This is a genomic window from Mucilaginibacter aquatilis (assembly GCF_009755275.1).
GTDB lineage: Bacteria > Bacteroidota > Bacteroidia > Sphingobacteriales > Sphingobacteriaceae > Mucilaginibacter > Mucilaginibacter aquatilis.
The window spans coordinates 494,017-513,192 of the sequence record NZ_WQLA01000003.1 but is presented as its reverse complement, the minus strand read 5'-3'; the positions used below and the strand labels follow the sequence as shown (position 1 = coordinate 513,192).

21 protein-coding genes are annotated in these 19,176 nt (G+C 42.0%); 9 read left to right on the top strand and 12 right to left on the bottom strand.

What is annotated here, in order from left to right; genetic code table 11:
* Window positions 1-454 precede the first annotated feature (454 nt).
* The 3 genes from GO816_RS09990 to GO816_RS09980 all read left to right on the top strand — a co-directional run bounded on the left by GO816_RS09990 (window position 455) and on the right by GO816_RS09980 (window position 3,235).
* Window positions 455-865, top strand: coding sequence for a hypothetical protein (locus GO816_RS09990; protein WP_157541687.1), 411 nt, complete (start codon window positions 455-457; stop codon window positions 863-865).
* Window positions 866-1,049: 184 nt separating this feature from the next.
* The gene (locus GO816_RS09985) at window positions 1,050-1,379 is read left to right on the top strand and encodes a nucleotide pyrophosphohydrolase (protein ID WP_157541685.1); all 330 of its coding nucleotides are present in this window, start codon (window positions 1,050-1,052) and stop codon (window positions 1,377-1,379) included.
* A complete protein-coding gene (locus GO816_RS09980; RefSeq protein ID WP_157541683.1) occupies window positions 1,376-3,235 on the top strand; it encodes a DUF2075 domain-containing protein in 1,860 nt (619 codons plus the stop codon). Before GO816_RS09985 ends, GO816_RS09980 begins: the two co-directional genes overlap by 4 nt.
* A gap of 339 nt (window positions 3,236-3,574) precedes the next feature.
* Here GO816_RS09980 and GO816_RS09975 read toward each other — a convergent pair whose 3' ends face one another.
* Window positions 3,575-4,012 (bottom strand): RrF2 family transcriptional regulator, encoded by a 438-nt coding sequence (locus GO816_RS09975; protein WP_157541681.1) that lies wholly within the window; start codon window positions 4,010-4,012, stop codon window positions 3,575-3,577.
* A 130-nt stretch (window positions 4,013-4,142) separates the two neighbouring features.
* Between GO816_RS09975 and hmpA the strand changes: the two genes are divergently transcribed.
* Window positions 4,143-5,354, top strand: a complete 1,212-nt coding sequence (gene hmpA / locus GO816_RS09970) for an NO-inducible flavohemoprotein (RefSeq protein WP_157541679.1) — start codon at window positions 4,143-4,145, stop codon at window positions 5,352-5,354.
* A 23-nt stretch (window positions 5,355-5,377) separates the two neighbouring features.
* The gene (locus GO816_RS09965) at window positions 5,378-5,728 is read left to right on the top strand and encodes a hypothetical protein (RefSeq protein ID WP_157541677.1); all 351 of its coding nucleotides are present in this window, start codon (window positions 5,378-5,380) and stop codon (window positions 5,726-5,728) included.
* A 52-nt stretch (window positions 5,729-5,780) separates the two neighbouring features.
* Here the strand turns inward: GO816_RS09965 and GO816_RS18825 are convergent, their stop codons facing one another.
* The 9 genes from GO816_RS18825 to GO816_RS09925 form a co-directional block, all read right to left on the bottom strand.
* The gene (locus tag GO816_RS18825; RefSeq protein WP_317163618.1) at window positions 5,781-5,885 is read right to left on the bottom strand and encodes a CcmD family protein; all 105 of its coding nucleotides are present in this window, start codon (window positions 5,883-5,885) and stop codon (window positions 5,781-5,783) included.
* A 222-nt stretch (window positions 5,886-6,107) separates the two neighbouring features.
* On the bottom strand, window positions 6,108-7,076 hold the full coding sequence (locus GO816_RS09960) for an SDR family oxidoreductase (RefSeq protein ID WP_157541675.1): 969 nt from the start codon (window positions 7,074-7,076) through the stop codon (window positions 6,108-6,110).
* Between the two features lie 12 nt (window positions 7,077-7,088).
* The gene (locus GO816_RS09955) at window positions 7,089-8,021 is read right to left on the bottom strand and encodes an oxidoreductase (RefSeq protein ID WP_232336540.1); all 933 of its coding nucleotides are present in this window, start codon (window positions 8,019-8,021) and stop codon (window positions 7,089-7,091) included.
* A 173-nt stretch (window positions 8,022-8,194) separates the two neighbouring features.
* Entirely contained in the window at window positions 8,195-8,863 is a 669-nt protein-coding gene (locus GO816_RS09950) for a sterol desaturase family protein (RefSeq protein ID WP_232336539.1), read from the bottom strand.
* 159 nt (window positions 8,864-9,022) lie between these two features.
* Window positions 9,023-9,484 (bottom strand): DoxX family protein, encoded by a 462-nt coding sequence (locus tag GO816_RS09945; RefSeq protein ID WP_157541673.1) that lies wholly within the window; start codon window positions 9,482-9,484, stop codon window positions 9,023-9,025.
* A gap of 195 nt (window positions 9,485-9,679) precedes the next feature.
* The gene (locus GO816_RS09940) at window positions 9,680-10,105 is read right to left on the bottom strand and encodes a YybH family protein (RefSeq protein ID WP_157541671.1); all 426 of its coding nucleotides are present in this window, start codon (window positions 10,103-10,105) and stop codon (window positions 9,680-9,682) included.
* A gap of 167 nt (window positions 10,106-10,272) precedes the next feature.
* The gene (locus GO816_RS09935; RefSeq protein WP_157541669.1) at window positions 10,273-11,139 is read right to left on the bottom strand and encodes a helix-turn-helix domain-containing protein; all 867 of its coding nucleotides are present in this window, start codon (window positions 11,137-11,139) and stop codon (window positions 10,273-10,275) included.
* Between the two features lie 147 nt (window positions 11,140-11,286).
* Window positions 11,287-11,751 (bottom strand): GNAT family N-acetyltransferase, encoded by a 465-nt coding sequence (locus GO816_RS09930; RefSeq protein ID WP_157541667.1) that lies wholly within the window; start codon window positions 11,749-11,751, stop codon window positions 11,287-11,289.
* Complete coding sequence (locus tag GO816_RS09925) at window positions 11,751-12,380, bottom strand: FMN-dependent NADH-azoreductase (protein ID WP_157541666.1); 630 nt, start codon at window positions 12,378-12,380, stop codon at window positions 11,751-11,753. Before GO816_RS09925 ends, GO816_RS09930 begins: the two co-directional genes overlap by 1 nt.
* A gap of 63 nt (window positions 12,381-12,443) precedes the next feature.
* Here GO816_RS09925 and GO816_RS09920 point away from each other — a divergent pair, with 63 nt between their 5' ends.
* On the top strand, window positions 12,444-13,919 hold the full coding sequence (locus tag GO816_RS09920) for an aminotransferase-like domain-containing protein (protein ID WP_198171473.1): 1,476 nt from the start codon (window positions 12,444-12,446) through the stop codon (window positions 13,917-13,919).
* A 12-nt stretch (window positions 13,920-13,931) separates the two neighbouring features.
* Here GO816_RS09920 and GO816_RS09915 read toward each other — a convergent pair whose 3' ends face one another.
* Window positions 13,932-14,558: a hypothetical protein gene (locus GO816_RS09915; protein ID WP_157541662.1), complete on the bottom strand. Its 627-nt coding sequence runs from the start codon at window positions 14,556-14,558 to the stop codon at window positions 13,932-13,934.
* A 106-nt stretch (window positions 14,559-14,664) separates the two neighbouring features.
* Complete coding sequence (locus GO816_RS09910) at window positions 14,665-15,408, bottom strand: SDR family oxidoreductase (protein ID WP_157541660.1); 744 nt, start codon at window positions 15,406-15,408, stop codon at window positions 14,665-14,667.
* An 887-nt stretch (window positions 15,409-16,295) separates the two neighbouring features.
* On the opposite strand from GO816_RS09910, the gene GO816_RS09905 reads away from it, so the two are divergent.
* The 3 genes from GO816_RS09905 (at window position 16,296) to GO816_RS09895 (ending at window position 19,157) form a co-directional block, all read left to right on the top strand.
* Window positions 16,296-17,516, top strand: a complete 1,221-nt coding sequence (locus GO816_RS09905) for a site-specific integrase (protein WP_157541658.1) — start codon at window positions 16,296-16,298, stop codon at window positions 17,514-17,516.
* Between the two features lie 187 nt (window positions 17,517-17,703).
* Entirely contained in the window at window positions 17,704-18,036 is a 333-nt protein-coding gene (locus tag GO816_RS09900; protein ID WP_157541656.1) for a type II toxin-antitoxin system RelE/ParE family toxin, read from the top strand.
* 20 nt (window positions 18,037-18,056) lie between these two features.
* A complete protein-coding gene (locus tag GO816_RS09895) occupies window positions 18,057-19,157 on the top strand; it encodes a HigA family addiction module antitoxin (RefSeq protein ID WP_157541654.1) in 1,101 nt (366 codons plus the stop codon).
* Window positions 19,158-19,176 lie beyond the last annotated feature (19 nt).

Here is a 19,176-nt window from a genome sequence, read left to right as displayed (position 1 = left end):
TATCCATCCCGTCGTAAACGTACCATTATACTGATCCGGGACGCTGTCGGAATCGGCTGGCTGACGATAACTATGTTCGTAACAACTTCCACTCTCTTAATTACCTTGAATGATTCAGGATCTCAATTCAACTAAGCCGATTGAAATATTCCGGCACCTGACCGTAATACGATTTAATGCCTGCTTCAAAGGGGAGGCTAACACTGTTTCCCAGAAAAACGGACAAAAGCGGCGTCAAGTTCGGTCAGCCGTTTCGTCCGAACGCATAATGTCCTGCACTTTGTTCCGGCCACCCTCCGGGATTTATAGTTCTTCCGCTCCGCCTTTGCGACCGCTCTTCTGACTTTCTTTTTTACCGTTTTTTCTTTTGAAAAACAGCTGTCCGGGGAGGGGCGCACAGCTAAAGAAAAGCGGACTGATTATTATTAATTATTAAAATTAAAAATTAATTGAAATGAGAGCACTGGTGCACAACAACTATTACGAAATTACACCGGACACAGAGATTGTTTACGTGGACGGAGCAATAATCCCGATTACTGATGATGGTAATGACAATTGGGGTTTTATTTTTGAAGGAACCTTTATCCCTTTGAATACCTTTGAGGTTGAGGGGGTGATATGGTACTTCACTAAAGACTATCAGCAAGTGGAGATCCGGGAATTCCTGGAAAACGGTCTTTCTTCAACAGGCTATAGTCAACATGAAATTGAGTGGTTCAAGACTTGCCAACACCCGCACCAAGAGTGGAACGTCATTGCCTATTTTAAGGTCCGGGATAAAGAAATTTACTGCAGCTCATCTTATCAGGCTGGTTCTGAACTTGCCTTACTGGAGTTATTGGCGAACGATTTAAGGTCGTAGTTAATGTCTGATTCATGCTTGTCGGTGGGTGACGACTTTGCGTAGAGTTGTAAATGGAAATAATTTAGCGGTTATCAAATGATTGCTTACTTTTATGTTAACTGGCAATGGCGCTACCGACAGGGTAGTCACCAGAACGTCATTCAAAAAAAGGTTAAGCAGCCTTCAATCAGCCGTAAGATAAATGTCAGAGATACAGGAGATCATTCAACAATTGATTAAGTTCCGTGATGAACGGGACTGGCAGCAGTTTCATAATTCCAAAGACTTATCGCTTGCTATCTCCATTGAGGCCGGTGAACTGCTTGAACTGTTTCTCTGGAAACAAAATGAAGATGTTGATCCTCAAAGATTAAAGGAGGAACTCGCCGACATTTTGTCTTTTTGCTTTCTTCTCGCTGAAAAGCATCAGCTATCTGTCCCCGAAATCATTAAGGAAAAGATTGCTGAAAATGACATTAAATATCCCGCCTCAAAAGCCAGAGGCAATGCTAAAAAGTACACCGAACTATGATCGTTTATAAAAAGTCAAAAAGTGAATTCCTCAATGACATCGATGACTTTATTATAGAGGATATTATAAAAGAAGAAGTGCTTAAAAAACTGCACCGCAAGGTTGGAGAAAGCGAATACCGTTCCTGGAAATCGTCTCTGCCTTACATGAGTAGTGTTTTAAGATCAAATACCATTCCTGATGATGCGGGAATCGCGATCGAATACAACATACCTCAGACCGGCAGCAGAATTGACTTTATCGTATCTGGTCAGGACGCCGAAGGTGTTGAACATGCGGTATTGATCGAACTTAAACAATGGGAAAAAATTAATATTACGTCTAAAGATGCGATGGTGAAAGTCCGTTTTGAGCATGGATTAAAAGATACGGTTCACCCCAGTTACCAGGCCTGGTCATACTCCACGATGATGCACGGCTTTAACGAAACTGTTTACACGGAAAATATACAGTTAAAACCATGTGCCTACCTGCACAACTGTAAAGATATTTCTGTTATAACAGATTCTTTTTATGGTGAGTATATCGCTAAAGCACCTTTGTTTTGCCAGGAAGATAAAATCAAACTGAGAGAGTTTATTGCTTCTTTCGTAAAGCATGGCGATAAAAGGGACTTGATTTTCCGAATTGAAAATGGCAGGATCAGGCCTTCAAAAGCTTTGGCAGACAGCATCGCATCGATGTTGAAAGGAAACGAAGAGTTTGTTATGATCGACGAACAGAAAGTGGTTTTAGAAGAGGTTCTTGCGATCACAACCAATTCCAGTGCATCAAATAAAAATGTAATTATTGTTAAAGGAGGGCCAGGTACAGGAAAGTCAGTTGTGGCAATTAACCTGTTGGCCAAAGTCATAAAGAAAGGCCTGGTGCCTGTCTATATTTCCAAAAATTCTGCCCCAAGAGTGGTTTATGAAAATAAACTTACCGGCTCATTTAAAAAGAGCCGGATTTCTAATCTATTCAAAGGTTCCGGGATTTTTACGGAGACACCCGCCAATTCGTTTGATTTACTGATAGTTGATGAGGCCCACAGGCTCAATGAAAAATCCGGTATGTTCAAAAAGGGTGAAAATCAGGTGAAGGAAATTATCAACAGCGGCACGTGTTCAGTCTTTTTCCTTGATGAAGATCAGAAAGTAGCACTTCTTGATATAGGTTCGGATGACGAGATAAGAAAATGGGCTGCATTCTATAATGCCAACGTCACGACGATGGAACTGACATCTCAATTTCGTTGTGGCGGTTCAGATGGTTACATGGCCTGGCTGGATAATTCCCTACAGATCCGGAAGACCGCAAACGTCGTACTGGACCCGGGTGAATACGACTTTCGGATTTTTGATGATCCTAATGAACTCCGCGATACTATATTTGAAAAGAATAAAGATCGCAACAAGGCCAGACTATTGGCAGGGATTTGCTGGAAGTGGGTTAGCAAGAAGGATCCGTCAATCATGGATATCACCGTTCCCGAGCATGATTTTGCCATGCGTTGGAATTTAGGAACCGATGGTATGCTATGGATTATGAACCCCGAGTCAGTTACTGAGGTCGGATGCATTCACACTAGTCAAGGGCTGGAAGTTGATTATGTAGGTGTGATCATAGGTCCGGATTTCGTAGTCAGAAACGGGCAGGCGATTTCTGATGCATTCAAAAGGGCGAGTGATGATACAGCAACTTATGGCAAAAAGGACAGAATGAAATCCAATCCGGTTGAAACTGAGGCGCTGTTAGATAAAATAATCAAAAACACCTACAGAACTTTGATGTCCAGAGGGATGAAAGGTTGTTATATCTATTGTACAGACCGCGAGACCCGCGAGTATTTTAAAACTCTTCTTAGAGAAGTTTAACCGGGTGCGGATATGGTATAATAGCTGCTGCAATAGTTTTTAAATAGGAACCCGTATGCCGCCTTTGAATTTCAGGCGTTCTTTCAGTTAAACATACCGGGAGGTACTATCCTCCAGACCGCAAAGTTGTGGACGACTTGCAGCCAGTTACAGTGGATAAGTTTAAATGTGAAAATAGCAAATTCTGTACATGCGCCTGATCGGGCTCGAAGCAGTCATCTATCTCATTAATCAATAAGGTATTACAATCCGCCTATGGATTTGAGGTGCCGTTTTAGTGCTTTTGCATCATTATCCTTTCGTGAAAGGAATTAACTCAATGAATACCTACAATCACCATTACTTTTTTAATGAAAGTATTCCACTTAACAATTCCTGATTGAACTGATCAATGTTAATGCCTCGCAACATATCGTATATACGAGTCCTTATCGCCTTGAACTCATCGTGCAGTGGACAAGGGTTGACCTCCGAACATTGCTTTAAACCTAAAGCACATCCTCTGAACAATCCATTTCCATCTATGGCTTCTACAATATCGCTGATAGGACGTTTTAGATTTTCACTGCTGATATAAAAACCGCCATTAGGGCCCTTTATAGAATTAATGATACCCTTGCGGCTCAGGTCCTGAAGAATTTTTGCTAAGAAAAATTCCGGAGAATCTATTCCAGCAGCGATCTCTTTGATCCCAATACGACGTCCGTTAGCGGATGTGTGGGCAATAAAGAACACCGCCCGGATACCATACTCACATGTTTTTGAAAATATCGCCATTGAACAAAGATAAGATAAATAAAGATAATTTGGTCTTTTATTCTTTTTATCTATAGATTTGTCCCGTAACAAAAGCAGCGCTGGCTTTACTACGTTAATAAAAGGATTAAAAGGTATTAATATATTTATTATGACAACCGATCAGAAAGCACTCATTACGGCAACCGTACCCATTCTTCGTGAGAATGGCTTATTGTTAACTAAATATTTCTACAACAGGATGTTTATCCATCACCCTGATCTGAAGAACATATTCAATATGGGTAATCAGAAAACAGATAAACAACAAATGGCGCTTGCTATGGCCGTGCTTGCTTATGCAGAGAATATAGCAGATCCGAAAGTGCTAATGCCGGTGGTGGACAGGATCGGCCACAAGCATGTCAGCCTGGATATTCGACCTGAACATTATCGAATCGTCGGACACCACCTGCTGGCCTCGATACAGGAGGTTTTGCGCGATGCGGCCACCCCTGATATTGTAGATGCATGGACGATCGCCTATAACCAGCTCGCCGCGATCATGAGCGGCCATGAAAGCGGACTTTACCAGGAAAAAACTAGTCAGATGCATGGCTGGACGGGTTGGAGACCGTTTAAAGTAGAACGCAAAGTTTGGGAATCGGAAGAGATCACCTCATTCTATCTGGTACCCGTAAATGGTGGAAAAGTTGCCAGGCATGTCCCTGGGCAATTTATCAGTCTCCGCATCTTTTTACCGGAAATGCAAGTTAATCAAGCCCGGCAGTACAGTCTTTCCAGTGCACCCGATGATAGTTATTATCGCATCTCTGTAAAAAGGGAACTTGGTAAAGAGATCGATGCTAATGGCATGATCAGCAACAGATTGCATGATCACGTTTCGGAGGGTGATATGGTTGACCTAACGGCCCCGGCAGGTAATTTTGTGTTGCCGGAACTCCTGGATGCCCCCGTTACCCTCATCAGTGGAGGCGTCGGACTTACACCGCTGTTAAGCATGTTATATAGCCTGGTTGACAAAGGACATCCGTTCCCGATCACCTGGTTGCATGGTTGCAGGAACGAGCGTGTTCATGCGTTCAAAAAACAAGTTGCTGAGCTGGCTGATCAACATGCACAGGTCCGCCATCATATTTTTTACGATCTAGCGTCCGAAACTGACCAGGCCGCGGGTATATTGAACGGGTTTCTGGACATACAGGGTATCGATGGACTGGAGCTCGATCCGAACGGGCACTATTTCCTATGTGGGCCATCGGTCTTCATAAGTAAGCAATACAAAGACCTTGTATCAGCCGGGATAAATAAGGACAACATACACTTTGAGGAGTTTGGCCCACAAGTGCTTTCCCTTAACTAATTCGTTGATTAAAATTAAATAGAATGTCTACACTTAATCTCCATATTCTTGCCGCTGCACCGGCCAGAATATTTAAAAGTCTTCATTTGTCTCCATGGAAGGCGTATTTGAAGTTCCTGGATAATCAGGAAAGTTATAAAACCATGTGGTGGTTCATTAATCTGGTCGTACACGCCAATTTGGTATTGGCAGTACCCGCAGTACTGGTTTATTATTACAATGCTTCCGTATTATTGGTCGGATTGACTGTCGGCGGCTTTTTCGCCAACTTGGTCGCAAATATGGGAGGATTCGGTATCCGGGTAACGCTGACCGCATTCTTTGCGAGTTTGCTTGTAAATTTCGGCTTGCTGACGTTTTATATCTGTGTTTAACAGGTACACAATAAAGGGCCGAAAGCAATAATTTCCGGCCCTTTTTATTTGGTTATTTTTGAACCTCATGGTCCTTTTCCAGTTTTCTAACGCAACGGTCCATATTAAATAAATATATGGCCAGACCCAGGAAGACGATGGCTATCCTGCCGACCACCACCTGGATCTATCCTGAACTATAAATGTATCTGCCATCTGCACACCATTTGAGTGTTGTGCAATTACCGGCGAGCCGAAGATCAGTAGGAGAATAGAATTATATTTTTCATTAGTGATCAATTAAGGAGAAAACAGTTTGAAGACTATTTGTTCGCCTGACAAACTGAATGCGGTATCGAAGGGTGGCAATGCAAACGACTAGTAGCTCAGCCGATATTGGTTAAAATAACGTTTTCGCAATACTATCTGCACTGGCCAGCAACGCTTCTTCTTTGCTTTTTGGCTGCCATGTTAACACTTGCCTTGCTTTTTCATTTGATAAGTTGATATAAAAGCGCTCTGGAGTTGGTGCTATTCTATTGATTCCCGCTGCAAGTTCCGGACGCTCTTTCTTAATGAGTTCGGCCACATCATAAAAGCTCATCACGCCATCCGCCGTGGCCAGAAATCGTTGTCCTTTTGCATCGGGATGCAACATGGCCTTAATATGAATGTCTGCCACATCACGTACATCCACCACGCCAAATGTAAATTCCGGACTTTGGCTGACCGCGCCGGTCATTATTTCTTTCACTACCGAATCCAGCGAAGCAGAAGAGATGTCACCAATGACCGGCCCGAATATGCCCACAGGATTGATAACAGTCAGTTCGAGATCACGGGCTTCCGTTTCGATGAAATTCCAGGCTGCCTTCTCAGCCACGGTTTTTGATTTGATATATGGCATTAACGGGTCAGCCTCATCTGTCCAGTCCTCTTCTGTAAAGACATGCCCCTGTAAGTTGTTGCTATAACCTATTGCAGCGAATGAAGAGGTCAGGACAACGCGTTTAACCCCCGCATCCCTGGCAGCTCTCAATACCCTTAAGGCACCCTCGCGAGCCGGTATGATCAGCTCACTTTCATCTTCTGGCTGCTTTGCCGGAAATGGGGAGGCTACGTGTAAAACGTAATCTACGTCTTTCATCGCTTCTTTCCAGCCTTGGTCACTGGTTAATTCTGCCTGGAAAAACTGGAGAGGTTCAGGATCTGCGATGCCCCCGTCCCGCAGGGCCTTCAAAACAGTGTCTTGTTTAGAGAGGTCCCGCAGGGTAGTTCGTACACGATAGCCTTGTTGCAATAATTGCAAAACGATGTGGACCCCAACAAATCCGGACCCGCCGGTTACCAATATGATATGATCTTTCATGATAGGAGATGATTAAAAATTGAATTTCAAAGTTGTAACACGCTCGGCATAATCCCATAGTTTTGCAGCTAAGGAGGCATCATTCATGGCTGGCGTACTATGCTTTGACAGCGCCGGATAGCCGGCATATTCCTTGTCACCATCCGGCCCATAAAATTTCCCTCCGGATACTGTCCTATCTGTAGCTGCAAACAGTGCAGGAAGCGCTCCTTGCCAGGGTTCCATTATTTCCGGATATTGCGCTAACATACCGTCCAATACATCATGCGGAATATGGCGTTGTAAACTGGTACGAGTTACGCCCGGGTGCGCGGCAGTAGATATGATGTTTAATCGTTTAGCTTGCACTCTTCTGTTCAACTCGTAAGCGAAGAGGATATCCGCAAGCTTACTTACGGCATAGGCGGTCCACTCCTCATAGGGCTTTTCCAGTTTGAGGTTATCAAAATCTATCGTTGAAACTAAAGTGGCTGCTCCACTGGAGAGGGTAACCACTCTGCCTTCAGGTGCCTCTTTAAGTAAGGGGAACAAATGCGCTGTCAAAGCGAAATGCCCTATAAAATTAACTCCGAACTGTAATTCATACCCGTCATCCGTTAGAGACGGCGGCGGGATCATTACGCCGGCGTTGTGGATGAGAATGTCCAATTTCGTATTTTCAGCTTTGAAGTTTTCGGCAAAACGCTGTATTTGCCCAAGGTTGCCCAAATTCAGAATGCCGGTTGCCAGCGTTCCATTACCGTTGACTTCAGTCCTTATTTGTGCGGCAGCAGCCTCCAGGTTACCGGCATTCCTGCCCGCCAGCGTTACATCAGCACCAGCTTTATAAAGCGCCTTCCCTATTTCATAGCCGATCCCGGTATTAGCCCCGGTCACCAGCGCTGTTTTCCCGCCTAAGCCTGGAATATCATTTGTTGTCCACATATCTTTAATAATTTCATACAAAGTTCGGCATAATCATAGGTTGGTAGTTTTGTTGTCAGGTCCAGTTTTACTTTGTTGTAGAGTTCAGAAGGCACACGTAAATAAAATTCCGATATCGAATAAGCCGTGTATACACTTTTGGTCCCGGCAGGCACTTTTAATTGAAGTATCCGGGTGATGATTAGCCTGATTATTTATTTACGAATCCCCCGTGGCAGATCCGTTTTTACACTTTGTGCCTTATCAAATACAGACCCTAAAATATGATCCCAAAGCGGAGAACTCACACCGTAACCTTTTTCCGGTTGCTGGTAGTGGTGTAGCATATGATGTTGCTTGATCCGTTTAAATATCCCGCTTTTAAAATTGAAGTGGTGCATGGCATAATGGCCAATGTCATAAACCAGATACCCGATTAAAAATGCTGCAAAAAAGCACCAGAAATAACTTAAAGGAATGATGAACCTGAAAAAATAATAAAAGCCGATTGCTAAAGGAATGCTCAGTGAGGGGGGCATAACAAGCCTTAATCGGTCACTTGGATAATCATGATGCACACCATGAATGATAAAATGCAGGCGCTTTCCAATCTCTCCGGGCAGTTCACAATGAAAAACATAACGATGCATGATGTATTCGGTTAATGTCCAGACCACCAGACCTATAATAAAGGTAACTAGATATTCCCACCACCAAAGCCCTGCATTTAAACACCGGTATAAACAATATAATATTACCGGAATAAAGAGGAACAACGGCACAGTGTAATGCACCTTTGAAAGCGGTTCAAGCAAGTTACTTTTGAACATCCGAACGGATTCCTGTGAGTTGGATTTAAACTTTTTTCGAGTATTGCGTGACATAACATAGTAATTAAACCATTAATGGAATGTTATAATTGCTTTAGTGTGAACGGTCAGTCCTGTAAATAGCCTCGACCAGGTAATAAAAAATGATCAATGCACTGACTATCATTAAAGAGCGGGTTATATAAAAAAAGTTGCTTTCCATTTTTGTGTATTTTATAAATGCTTACTCGTTTTGTTATGACTGATGAGAAGCGAGTCTATGCTCCATTTGAAGTAGTCCATTTGTGCTAAAAGCAGGCTTGCGCCGACGAATACAAACACCGGATACTTGACGGGTGCCAAAACACCGTTAGAAATGATCATGCTTACAGCAAAAAGAAGCGTTAATATGGCGCTGCCAATTGCAGTAACACGTATTTTGAAACCTAATAGCAAAGACATCCCAAAAATTATTTCCAGAATAGTAGCGATCAGGGCACTCAGATCACATAATGCGCGAGGCAAAAATGCCATAACCGTATGCGAGTAATCTGTGAAATGTTTCCAGTCACCCCAATTAACTCCTGAACCCGGCGCGCCGAGAAATCCTAAACGATCCGCTACAGGGTAAAGAAACCCAACACCTAAAGCCAGCCTTGTAATTAGCTGTGATATGTTTTTTAACTTGTCTCTCATTGTTTTGAGCAAAACTATGCCTTTAAAAACACAGGTAAATGATCCAGAAGTCTCAAAAGAGATGGTCCAGAGCTTCTTTTATGCATTAAAATCAATTGAGTTTATTCTAGGTCAGGTTCCTTTATCAAAGAGTGATTAGCCTACAACGTAAAAAAGGCCTCCGATAACGAAGACCTTTAAAAAACGACGCGTGAATCAAAATAAACTTCGTACTTGTGTACCGAATGGATTATCGATGATATATCTCCAAAATCCATCTTCTCCTTTGCGTGCGATATCATTTGAAGTAGCTACCATATGTACGTGCTCACCGTTAGGACCTGTGCCTACAATGTTCCAGTCCAATACCAATGATGCAATATTTCCTGCTACAAAGATGTGTCTTGCCGTTATCTGCATCGGAAGACCAAAGCTAAAGTATAGCGCCAGTTCTTTACCTATCGCCTCACGACCTTGCTGAGGTTCGCCTTTAGCATTTACCAAAATGCCTTCAGGTTCATAAAAACCAAGCATGGTTTCTACATCCAGTGAATTAATATGTAATAATAAAGACTCAACGATACCATCAGGCGTGGTTGCTAATGCGGGTTTTGAACCGCTATTAAATTTTTGACTGCTCATTCTTTCAATTTTTTGTTAATAATTTTTGATCCGTATTGCAATACTCATTCTTTATTACAAAGGACGGCAGCTATTGAATGGCAATCAATCCGACAGATAGCGGTAAGGTGTGGACGAATCACCTATGCATGCTTAAAATGATATATCTAATAGCCGTCTATACGATTTTACACTCGTTTACCATTTACACTACGGCTTCTGTAGATGCCTGGTGATAACCCGGTGATCTTGCCAAATAACCTGGTGAAATATTTTTGATCATCATAACCTAATGAGGCTGCGATCTCCTTAACGGTCATTTCAGTATAAGTAAGTAATCGCTGCGCTTCTTTAATGATCTCATTTTGAATAGTTGAGGTTAATGACAGACCTGTAACGCATTTGACCGTATCGTTGAGGTAAGAAACCGTAATATTTAACAGATCAGCGTAAGCACCAGGCTTTTTTATTGATTTAAAATTAGTCCTTACCAGGTTTTTAAAACGGCGTGTGATCAGGAATGGCCTGGACGCTATGTTTATCTGTTCGGTTAATTGCCGCCTCTGATAACTAAAAATTGCCTGAGAAACGAAAGCAGATAATAACGAATGTTCAACTTCAGGAGGTGGCAAGTCATTGATCTCACCTAAATCCCTAATAGAATTGATCAGCTTTATGAACCATTCAAATTCTCTAGGACTTAGAGTTACGGATATTTTTTCCGCCAAAGATCTGTTTAGAGAGGCTTGAACTGATTCATCGATCAGGGCGTCGTCAAACGAAAGATACCACCCGTTACCATTTTTTGATGATAAAACCTGATGTACTTGTCCGGGATAGGAAATGAACAACGTTCGTGCTGACATTTTAAAATTTTCAAAGTCAAGCAATACGTCGATCTCGCCATGCTCAAGTAACATACAAGTATAATGATCGTGCCTATGAGGGTGAAAGGATTCATCCTTATCAACATCTTTATCTCCCCAGCGCCCTAACTTGATACCGCTTCCGCTTCTTTCCAGTTTGTGCAGCATGATGTGCGGTTCAAATTCCATACTGTTAATTAATCTAAATTCAGCACGATTAAAATGTTAGAGATATTCAAAAGCAGTCTTTTGCTATGATGATACTGTAAAAAGTATGGCCCGAAATCTTAACTCCCGAGCCATATATGTCTTCCAATTAAGTGGTAGGACTATTATTCACTGTTTGTTCTGTTGATCTTGTACATGATCAGAACTTAACGGCTTTGTAAAATGATGGCACGGTAGGATGTAACCCTGATTCAGATAAAGACGGTGAGCCGGATGTAAGGCATAACCGCTATCAAGGTGGATAGACTGTATGCCGGCGGCTAAAGCTTCAGCCTCTATATGTTTGAGCAGCGCCGCGGCATAACCTCTTCCTCTGCATTCGGGTGAGGTAAAAACATCGTCAATATAGATGATCTTACCTGTGCGATACATTTCGTAACTTCTATAGCCAACGAAGGCTGCCGCCTGCGAATGATCTTCAGTAGGAATGTAAGCAATTTTAAACCCCTCGTCCATCATACGTAAGGTTTGCCCCACCAGTGTTTCGGCGTTGAGATTTGGCCGGAACTCCAATATCGCTTTTGAACAAATGATGACGTCATCCTTAGAAGCAACTTTTTTTATTTGAACCATTATCCAACAGTATTTAAATTACTGATGTGCACGTTGATGCTCTGTTTTGCCTTGCTGATGGCTTCATTCCGAGCTTCCTGATCCGCAAATTGAACCGGGGAAACATCGATAAATTCCACAGCGGTCATTCCTATAAAGCCGAACACGGTCCGTAAGTACGGTTTTATCTGATCCATCGCTTCCATGTGCGGATTATTAAAGTCTACCCCGCGGGTGCTGATGACGTATACCTTTTTATCTTTTAAAAGTCCTTCAATGCCATCTACTGTCATGGCGAAGGTCTCGTTTATCCGGACGATATTATCAATAAAGGCTTTTAAGATCGATGGGATCGAAAAATTATGCATGGGAACACCGAATACGATCACATTCGCATCATGCATTCTTTGAACCAATGAATTGGATTCGGCCAATGCTTCCCACATTTCTTTGCTCCTGGTGTCGGCTGGAGCATAATTTGCCTGTATAAACAACGGTGTCGGGTGTGATGGAATATGTTCAGCAAGATCAAGATGGTCGATCGTCGCATCAGGAAACTTTTCTTTTAACTGCTGTACAAAATGCCTGGTAAGATCTTTGGATACTGACCAGTCACCGCGAACGCTGCTGTCGATATGGAATACTTTCATGTTAGATTTTTTCGTAAAATTACGCCGTCATTGGTTGGCCTTAATCATCCAAAACTTAATATCATGACCGTCCAAACATTGCCATTCAGCAATCTTATAGAGATCGACAGGAGATCGGCCACACCTGTTTTCAGGCAGATTGCAAACGGATTGATGAACTTGATTCGGAGCGGTAAACTGAGGCCAGGCTACCAGTTACCGGCAAGCCGTGAAATGGCCGGTATGATGAAATTGAACCGTACCACCATAGTGGCGGCTTATGAAGAACTGAGAATACAAGGTTGGACAGAGGTGGTTGGCAAAAAAGGAATGTTCGTTTCTAAACAACTTCCGGTGATCAATCCCAAAACTTTTAAAGCAGCAGCACTTGATGGGTCCGTTTCGTCAGAAAAACCGGACTTTTATCGCCAGGTGAGTTTTACCCGCCCGCCTTTCCAGGAATTAAAACCCTACCAGTTGATCATAAACGATGGTTATCCTGATCAGCGGATCGCGCCGCTGAATTCCATATTTAATCGCTACAAAGCCTTATTGAGCAGGGCATATTTGCATGGCATGCTCATGACGGGAAATTCTGCCGGAAGTTTAGCTTTGAGAACGGAACTGGCTGCTTTTCTCTCAAAAACACGAGCCCTAAGTATTGGATCAGAGAATGTGCTTGTTACACACGGTGCGCAATTAGCGATTTTTACTGCGGCCAGTATGGTATTGAAGCCAGGCAGCAGGGTAATTGTCGGAGACCTTAACTACGTGCTGGCAGACAAGCTATTCGAGCAACTCGGGGCAACATTGATCAAGGTAAAAGTGGATCAGCACGGTATGGATGTTGACGAGGTCGAGCGAATTTGTAACGATTCCCGCCCGGATCTGTTATACATCATTCCTCACCATCATCATCCTACAACAGTGACGCTAAGCGCGGAGAGAAGAATGAAGCTTCTGGACCTGATCAGAAGATATAAGCTCCCGGTGATCGAAGATGACTATGATTATGACTTTCATTATGAAAACAGCCCCATCTTACCACTAGCCAGTGCAGACCATCAGGGTTATGTATTATACATTGGCTCTATATCCAAAACGCTAGCACCGACGATCAGGCTTGGCTATTTAATTGGTAGTGAGGATTTCATCTGGCAGGCATCTAAGCTAAAACAACTGGTTGAGATCCGTGGAGACGTTTTGTTTGAAGAATCAGTAGCGCAGTTATTTAGTACAGGCGAAATGCAGCGACATATCCGGCGATCCGTTAAGTTATACCGGCAAAGACGTGACCAGTTTTGTGATCTTTTGGCAGCATCCATTGGAGATATGGCGCACTTCACCGTTCCGCAAGGGGGGATGGCCGTCTGGACAACATTTGATATGGAGTATTCAATACCAGAGCTATCCAAAAGATTAGCTGTTAAAGGTATCTACATGAACGACGGAAGTCTGTATAGATACAATAATGACGTAAACGGTATCAGGTTAGGCTTCGCCTCACTTACCGATGAGGAGGTGCTGAAGTTCACCAAAGCATTAAAAGAGGTAAAGTGATTCAAGGTAATATTAATTACCAAAGAATGCCTTCATAAAATTTATGTATTCAACTGGCATAGCCCTGCCCTGAAAACAATTTGTAAAAGCAAGTATGATTATTGTTGATGTCATAATGCCGATCGTACCAATGCCGTAAGACATCATTTTTGACCCGGTTTTGAGATAATGGATGGCAGCCACATGAATGCTGATCGCAGCAACCCCTAAAAAGTAATACGGTACAAACAGATAGACCGATGGTGAAAAGTTTAAGCCTACGGCTCCAAAATAAAAGTTAGTATCCAGGTGTTGAACAAATCTCGCTGAGAGGACCGCGCCGACATGTGCGATCAAAAAGAAGGCTAGGTACCATCCAGAATAGACGTGCAACCTTTCTGCAGGGAGTTGGGCCTTGCGCCGGATAGCCAGCCGAACACCAGTTATCACCTGAAGAAATACGACGAGCAGAAGTAGGGTTTCGACGATTGGGTTCCGGTAGATCTTTCGGAAGATATCCATGATCGCTATATGTCGCTCAGGACCCGCGATCGCATATAAATGATTGATGAGGTGAAACCCTATAAAAAGCGAAAGCGTTAGCCCCGATACATAATGTAGTTTTTTGATGCGGTTTCTGAAATGGTTTACGGTAATCATAGCGGTAGTAAAACCAGGCAGATATCTAAATAATCCGCTTGGTCAGCTTGTAATCTCCTATTCGAAATTATTTTATTTATAAATGGGGGCTTTTTGATGCAACTGATCAATGAGATTGTATCCAGGTCTCAAAATCAATTCGACCGGAGTGAAATTTATCAAGCGGTACCAATCCATCTTTAGGGATATCAAAAAACATATATTTATTCTCGTCGTCTGATACGACTATTTTGCTATCACCCTTCGCATTAAGATACTTTTGAACAAATTCGGTCATTGGCGCACGGTCAGGGCCGGCAATTTCCACTGTGCCATTCTTGGGTGGTGCTAAAGCGAATTGTAACACCAAGTCGACAACGTCCTCAGCCGCAATAGGCTGATAGTCGATCGTCGAAACATTGACCTGGGTTTCGTTTCCCTGAACCGCAATAATTGTTGGAGTGTGCTCATGAAATTGGGTGGACCTGATAATGGTGTAGGGGATACCGGATTCTTTAATATTATCCTCTTGTTCCGTTTTTGCTTTAAGGTAGCCGATATATTGCGCACGGTCCGTTCCCACGATGGATAACACCAAGTGGTGTTTTACACCAGCTGCCTTTTCATATGCTACCAGATTTTTACCGGCCGCGCGGAAAAAGTTTAAAGCTGTTTCGTCATCCGGCGATTTAGAATTGGAGAGGTCAATAACAACCTCAGTGCCTTTCAAGGCATCAGCGAGCCCTTCCCCGGAAATAATATTTATGCCCTTAGAAGGAGATCCGATAATTACCTCGTGACCAGTTTCAACCAATTTCTTACTGACTGATTTGCCGATCAAGCCTGTTCCACCAACTACTAAGATTTTCATGTTTATAAGATTTACTTTAAATAAGCTGTTGTTAATTCTTGTGAACGAAATAATTTTTACCGATAAACTAACTTTAGGTAGTATCTTTTACCTTATGGTTCAAAGTAAATAATTTGATGGATGGTCTTCGTCATCCAAAAAGTATAAGTTAGGCAGTCCACGATTAATATTCCTAATTCATGGTTAGCAAAAAGTTACCTCATAATTATTCATTAAAATTGACTGCAGAATCAATCAACTGCATTTATAAGTCACTGGACGTGATTGCACTATAGGCCAGTTGGTTAGAGTAGAAAACTCACGATTTTTGGTTTCTGACACGAGCCCATTTGGAGGCGCTGCATAATGTTTAGCGGCTGATATCAGTTGCTTTTTTAGAAATAGTTTAGGACCTCGATAATTTATGATCGAAATATAAGTTTAGCCCTAGTTGGGCTCGAACCAGGAAACAACCAATTTTTAGCCCGGATTTTCGGTGTCTTTCAGCACTTATTAGTACTTTTATACCGCTTGAGAGGTGGATACCTAAAACGGCACCCAGTGCTGGCTGTGACCCTCGTAAGTTACTGATAATCAATTGATAACAGAGATACTGAGATAGCCCAGGTGGGCGCACAAACTCCGCTTCCAGGAGTACCTAAAACCCCTTAAATAGCTTATTTAGGGGGTTTTTTCATTAATTATCCCCTTCCTAACCCCAAAGAAAGCCAAACTTCTGAGCACCTAACTGAGCACCTCTTTTAAGTTTTTAACTTAGGTGCTCAGTTTCGATGCAATTTGTTGAAATGCAATCGGTTACGGTATTTTTTAGGTTTCATCGGCCACTTTACATGCACGGAATATGTAGCCTGCTACATCAATTTGAACATTAAATAAGGAGATAAAAAATGAAAACATCACAATCATTCAGAGTGCACTTTGTAGTTAGAGCCTATAAAGCGAAAAATGGTAAAGCTCCGCTCTACGCGGCAGTTACAGTAAATAGGGAAAAATGCCTCATTGGATTGAAAGAAAGTGTTCCAATAGAGATGTGGGATGTTGACAAGGGATACCCAAAGGGAACTCGGGATCAGGTCAAAAAGCTCTCAACATTCCTTGAAGAGGTACGCTTGAAGTTGGGAAATTGCTATAAGGAATTGCAATTGAAAGGAAAATTCATTGACACAAAATCGATCAAGAGCCTTTTCCTCGGTGAGAAGGAAGAAGCCTTTACGCTTAATAGCCTAATGAGCTACCATAATGAAACGGCTACATCTGACCTGAAATGGAGTACGCTTAAGCATTACTTTGTTACCCAGCGGTACCTAAAAAAGTTCATTGAAGAGCATTATAAGGCTACTGACATTTACCTACGTGAGCTTAATTACAAGTTTGTGAAAGACTTCGAAGTTTTCTTACGTAACCACAAACCGAAAGATCATCAAAAGCCGCTTAATAACAATGGAGTGATGAAACACATCATCCGGTTAAAGAAGATGACCAACCTGGCCTTAAATCTCCACTGGATAGATGCAGACCCATTCGCCACTTATAAACTTAAAATTCAAAAAGTAAATAGAGAGCAATTGTCGGAAGTTGAACTAAAAGCTATAGAAGAAAAAAAGTTTGGAATTGAGCGTTTGGAAATGGTGAGAGACATGTTCGTCTTTTGCTGCTATACGGGCCTATCCTACGTGGATGTAAGCAATCTTGAGCCCGAGCATATAGTAATGGGTGCTGACGGCGACCGATGGATTAGGACATGCCGTGAAAAGACGCTTATACCTGTGATAGTGCCGTTACTGCCCAAAGCGTTAGCTATTCTTGATAAGTATAAAGATAATGAGCGGGCTTTATACGACGGCCGAGTGTTTCCAAAAATATCTAATCAAAAAGTAAACAGCTACCTAAAGGAGATTGCTGACCGATGTGACATTATTAAGAATGTGACTTTTCATATCGCTAGGCATACTTTTGCTACCACCGTAACATTATCTAATGGTGTGCCTATTGAAACGGTAAGCAAGATTTTAGGTCATACTAAAATTACGACCACTCAGATTTATGCTAAGGTTGTTGAACGGAAGTTAAAAGAAGACATGAAGATGCTTCAAAGCAAATTATCTTGATTAGGGAAAACGTTAAAAAAATCTTAAACATGTCATTGTCTTGCATTTAAATATGTTGTATTAGAATAAACCTCAACGCAAGTCCACTCATTTTCAGCGGTATAAAAAGCTAAGGAATTTGGATTTAAAAAAATATTAAGTAAGTTTGTAAAAATATTACCGAAAATCGGTAATTAAAATTTTTGAAATGAACATTAGTTACCGTTCAAACAAGATCAAGAAAAAGCTTTGTTCCGCAGCCGAAATTAAAAAGGCATACGGTACAATGGCTAAGAAAGTACAGCAGAGATTGGATGATATTGAAGCATCCCCTAATCTTAAAGTACTGATGCAAATCCCTGCGGCAAATTGTCACCCGCTTTCAGGCGATATGCAAGGCGAATGGGCATTGGACATTTCAGGGAATCACCGGATGATATTCGACATCAACCATGATCCTGTTCCTCAAAAGGAATTCGGTGGTATCGAAACATTGGAAGTGACCGATATCAGGATTATAGATACGACAGATTACCATTAATCCATATCAAAAGAAGAGACATGAGCAGCAATATAAAAATAGAAAGAGAATTGTTAACTAAGCCTGGGGACACTATTTTGGAAACTCTTCAGCATCTAAAAATGAGCCAAGCTGAGTTAGCTGAACGCATGGGGAAAACTCCTGGAAAGATCAATGACCTGATCTCAGGAAAAGCTCCTATAACGGTTAATTCCGCTATGCAGTTAGAAAAAGTTTTGGGTATAGATATGCAGTTCTGGCTGAACCGCGAAATGTTTTATCGTGAGAAGTTAGCGAGAATCGAGCAAGAGGAATTTTTAGAACAATGCCTGGATTGGCTAAAAGAACAACCGGTCAAAGAATTACAAAAGTTCGGGTATTTAAAAAGTGATAAGGTTGGAACGGAAATGGTCGAGGAGTGCTTGCAATTCTATGGCGTAGTCTCGCCAGTTGAATGGGAAAACGTGTATATCGAAAATTACGCGCAGACCAGTTTTAGAAAAAGCCCGAATCATAAGACGCTTTTAAGCAGTATGGCAGCTTGGTTAAGGATTGCAGAACTAAAGCTAAGAAAACAACAATATCCGGAGTTTAAAAAAGATACTTTTAAGTCAGTTCTTCAGAAGGTTAAAAATTTAGTACAATCACAACCGGAAGATTTTCCAACTACCCTACAATCATTATGTCAGCAGGCTGGAGTTGCAGTTATTTATTCGAACAGTCTTCCAAAAGCACCAATCAGTGGTGCTGCTCGATGGGTCGGCGGGACACCTTTGATCCAAATTACAGATAGGTATAAGACCAATGATCATTTTTGGTTCACATTTTACCACGAAGCTGGGCACATCTTATTACATGGGAAAAAAGACGTTTTTATAGAGGAATTTGAGGGTGTGGAAAATGACAGTAATAAAGAACAGGAAGCGAATGATTTCGCTCGTGATTGGTTGCTTCCGGATACTTTTTTAGAACAGATTGATGAACAGCAAGTCGATGAAAAGATTGTTCGAAGAATTGCCCGGGAATATTCCACACATCCGGCTATTGTGGTCGGACGTTTACAAAACCTCAAAAAGGTTCCGCATTTCTTTGGATCGAATCTAAAAGTAAAGATCAACCTCGATTATTTCATTGAACACTAATCCAATTAACTAAATAGCC

Bases quoted from the DNA above. Each gene is read 5' to 3' on its own strand.
- GO816_RS09990 (WP_157541687.1), top strand. From the start codon at position 455: ATGAGAGCACTGGTGCACAACAACTATTACGAAATTACACCGGACACA.
- GO816_RS09985 (WP_157541685.1), top strand. From the start codon at position 1,050: ATGTCAGAGATACAGGAGATCATTCAACAATTGATTAAGTTCCGTGAT.
- GO816_RS09980 (WP_157541683.1), top strand. From the start codon at position 1,376: ATGATCGTTTATAAAAAGTCAAAAAGTGAATTCCTCAATGACATCGAT.
- GO816_RS09975 (WP_157541681.1), bottom strand. From the start codon at position 4,012: ATGGCGATATTTTCAAAAACATGTGAGTATGGTATCCGGGCGGTGTTC.
- hmpA (WP_157541679.1), top strand. From the start codon at position 4,143: ATGACAACCGATCAGAAAGCACTCATTACGGCAACCGTACCCATTCTT.
- GO816_RS09965 (WP_157541677.1), top strand. From the start codon at position 5,378: ATGTCTACACTTAATCTCCATATTCTTGCCGCTGCACCGGCCAGAATA.
- GO816_RS09960 (WP_157541675.1), bottom strand. From the start codon at position 7,076: ATGAAAGATCATATCATATTGGTAACCGGCGGGTCCGGATTTGTTGGG.
- GO816_RS09950 (WP_232336539.1), bottom strand. From the start codon at position 8,863: ATGTCACGCAATACTCGAAAAAAGTTTAAATCCAACTCACAGGAATCC.
- GO816_RS09945 (WP_157541673.1), bottom strand. From the start codon at position 9,484: ATGAGAGACAAGTTAAAAAACATATCACAGCTAATTACAAGGCTGGCT.
- GO816_RS09940 (WP_157541671.1), bottom strand. From the start codon at position 10,105: ATGAGCAGTCAAAAATTTAATAGCGGTTCAAAACCCGCATTAGCAACC.
- GO816_RS09935 (WP_157541669.1), bottom strand. From the start codon at position 11,139: ATGGAATTTGAACCGCACATCATGCTGCACAAACTGGAAAGAAGCGGA.
- GO816_RS09930 (WP_157541667.1), bottom strand. From the start codon at position 11,751: ATGGTTCAAATAAAAAAAGTTGCTTCTAAGGATGACGTCATCATTTGT.
- GO816_RS09925 (WP_157541666.1), bottom strand. From the start codon at position 12,380: ATGAAAGTATTCCATATCGACAGCAGCGTTCGCGGTGACTGGTCAGTA.
- GO816_RS09920 (WP_198171473.1), top strand. From the start codon at position 12,444: ATGACCGTCCAAACATTGCCATTCAGCAATCTTATAGAGATCGACAGG.
- GO816_RS09915 (WP_157541662.1), bottom strand. From the start codon at position 14,558: ATGATTACCGTAAACCATTTCAGAAACCGCATCAAAAAACTACATTAT.
- GO816_RS09910 (WP_157541660.1), bottom strand. From the start codon at position 15,408: ATGAAAATCTTAGTAGTTGGTGGAACAGGCTTGATCGGCAAATCAGTC.
- GO816_RS09905 (WP_157541658.1), top strand. From the start codon at position 16,296: ATGAAAACATCACAATCATTCAGAGTGCACTTTGTAGTTAGAGCCTAT.
- GO816_RS09900 (WP_157541656.1), top strand. From the start codon at position 17,704: ATGAACATTAGTTACCGTTCAAACAAGATCAAGAAAAAGCTTTGTTCC.
- GO816_RS09895 (WP_157541654.1), top strand. From the start codon at position 18,057: ATGAGCAGCAATATAAAAATAGAAAGAGAATTGTTAACTAAGCCTGGG.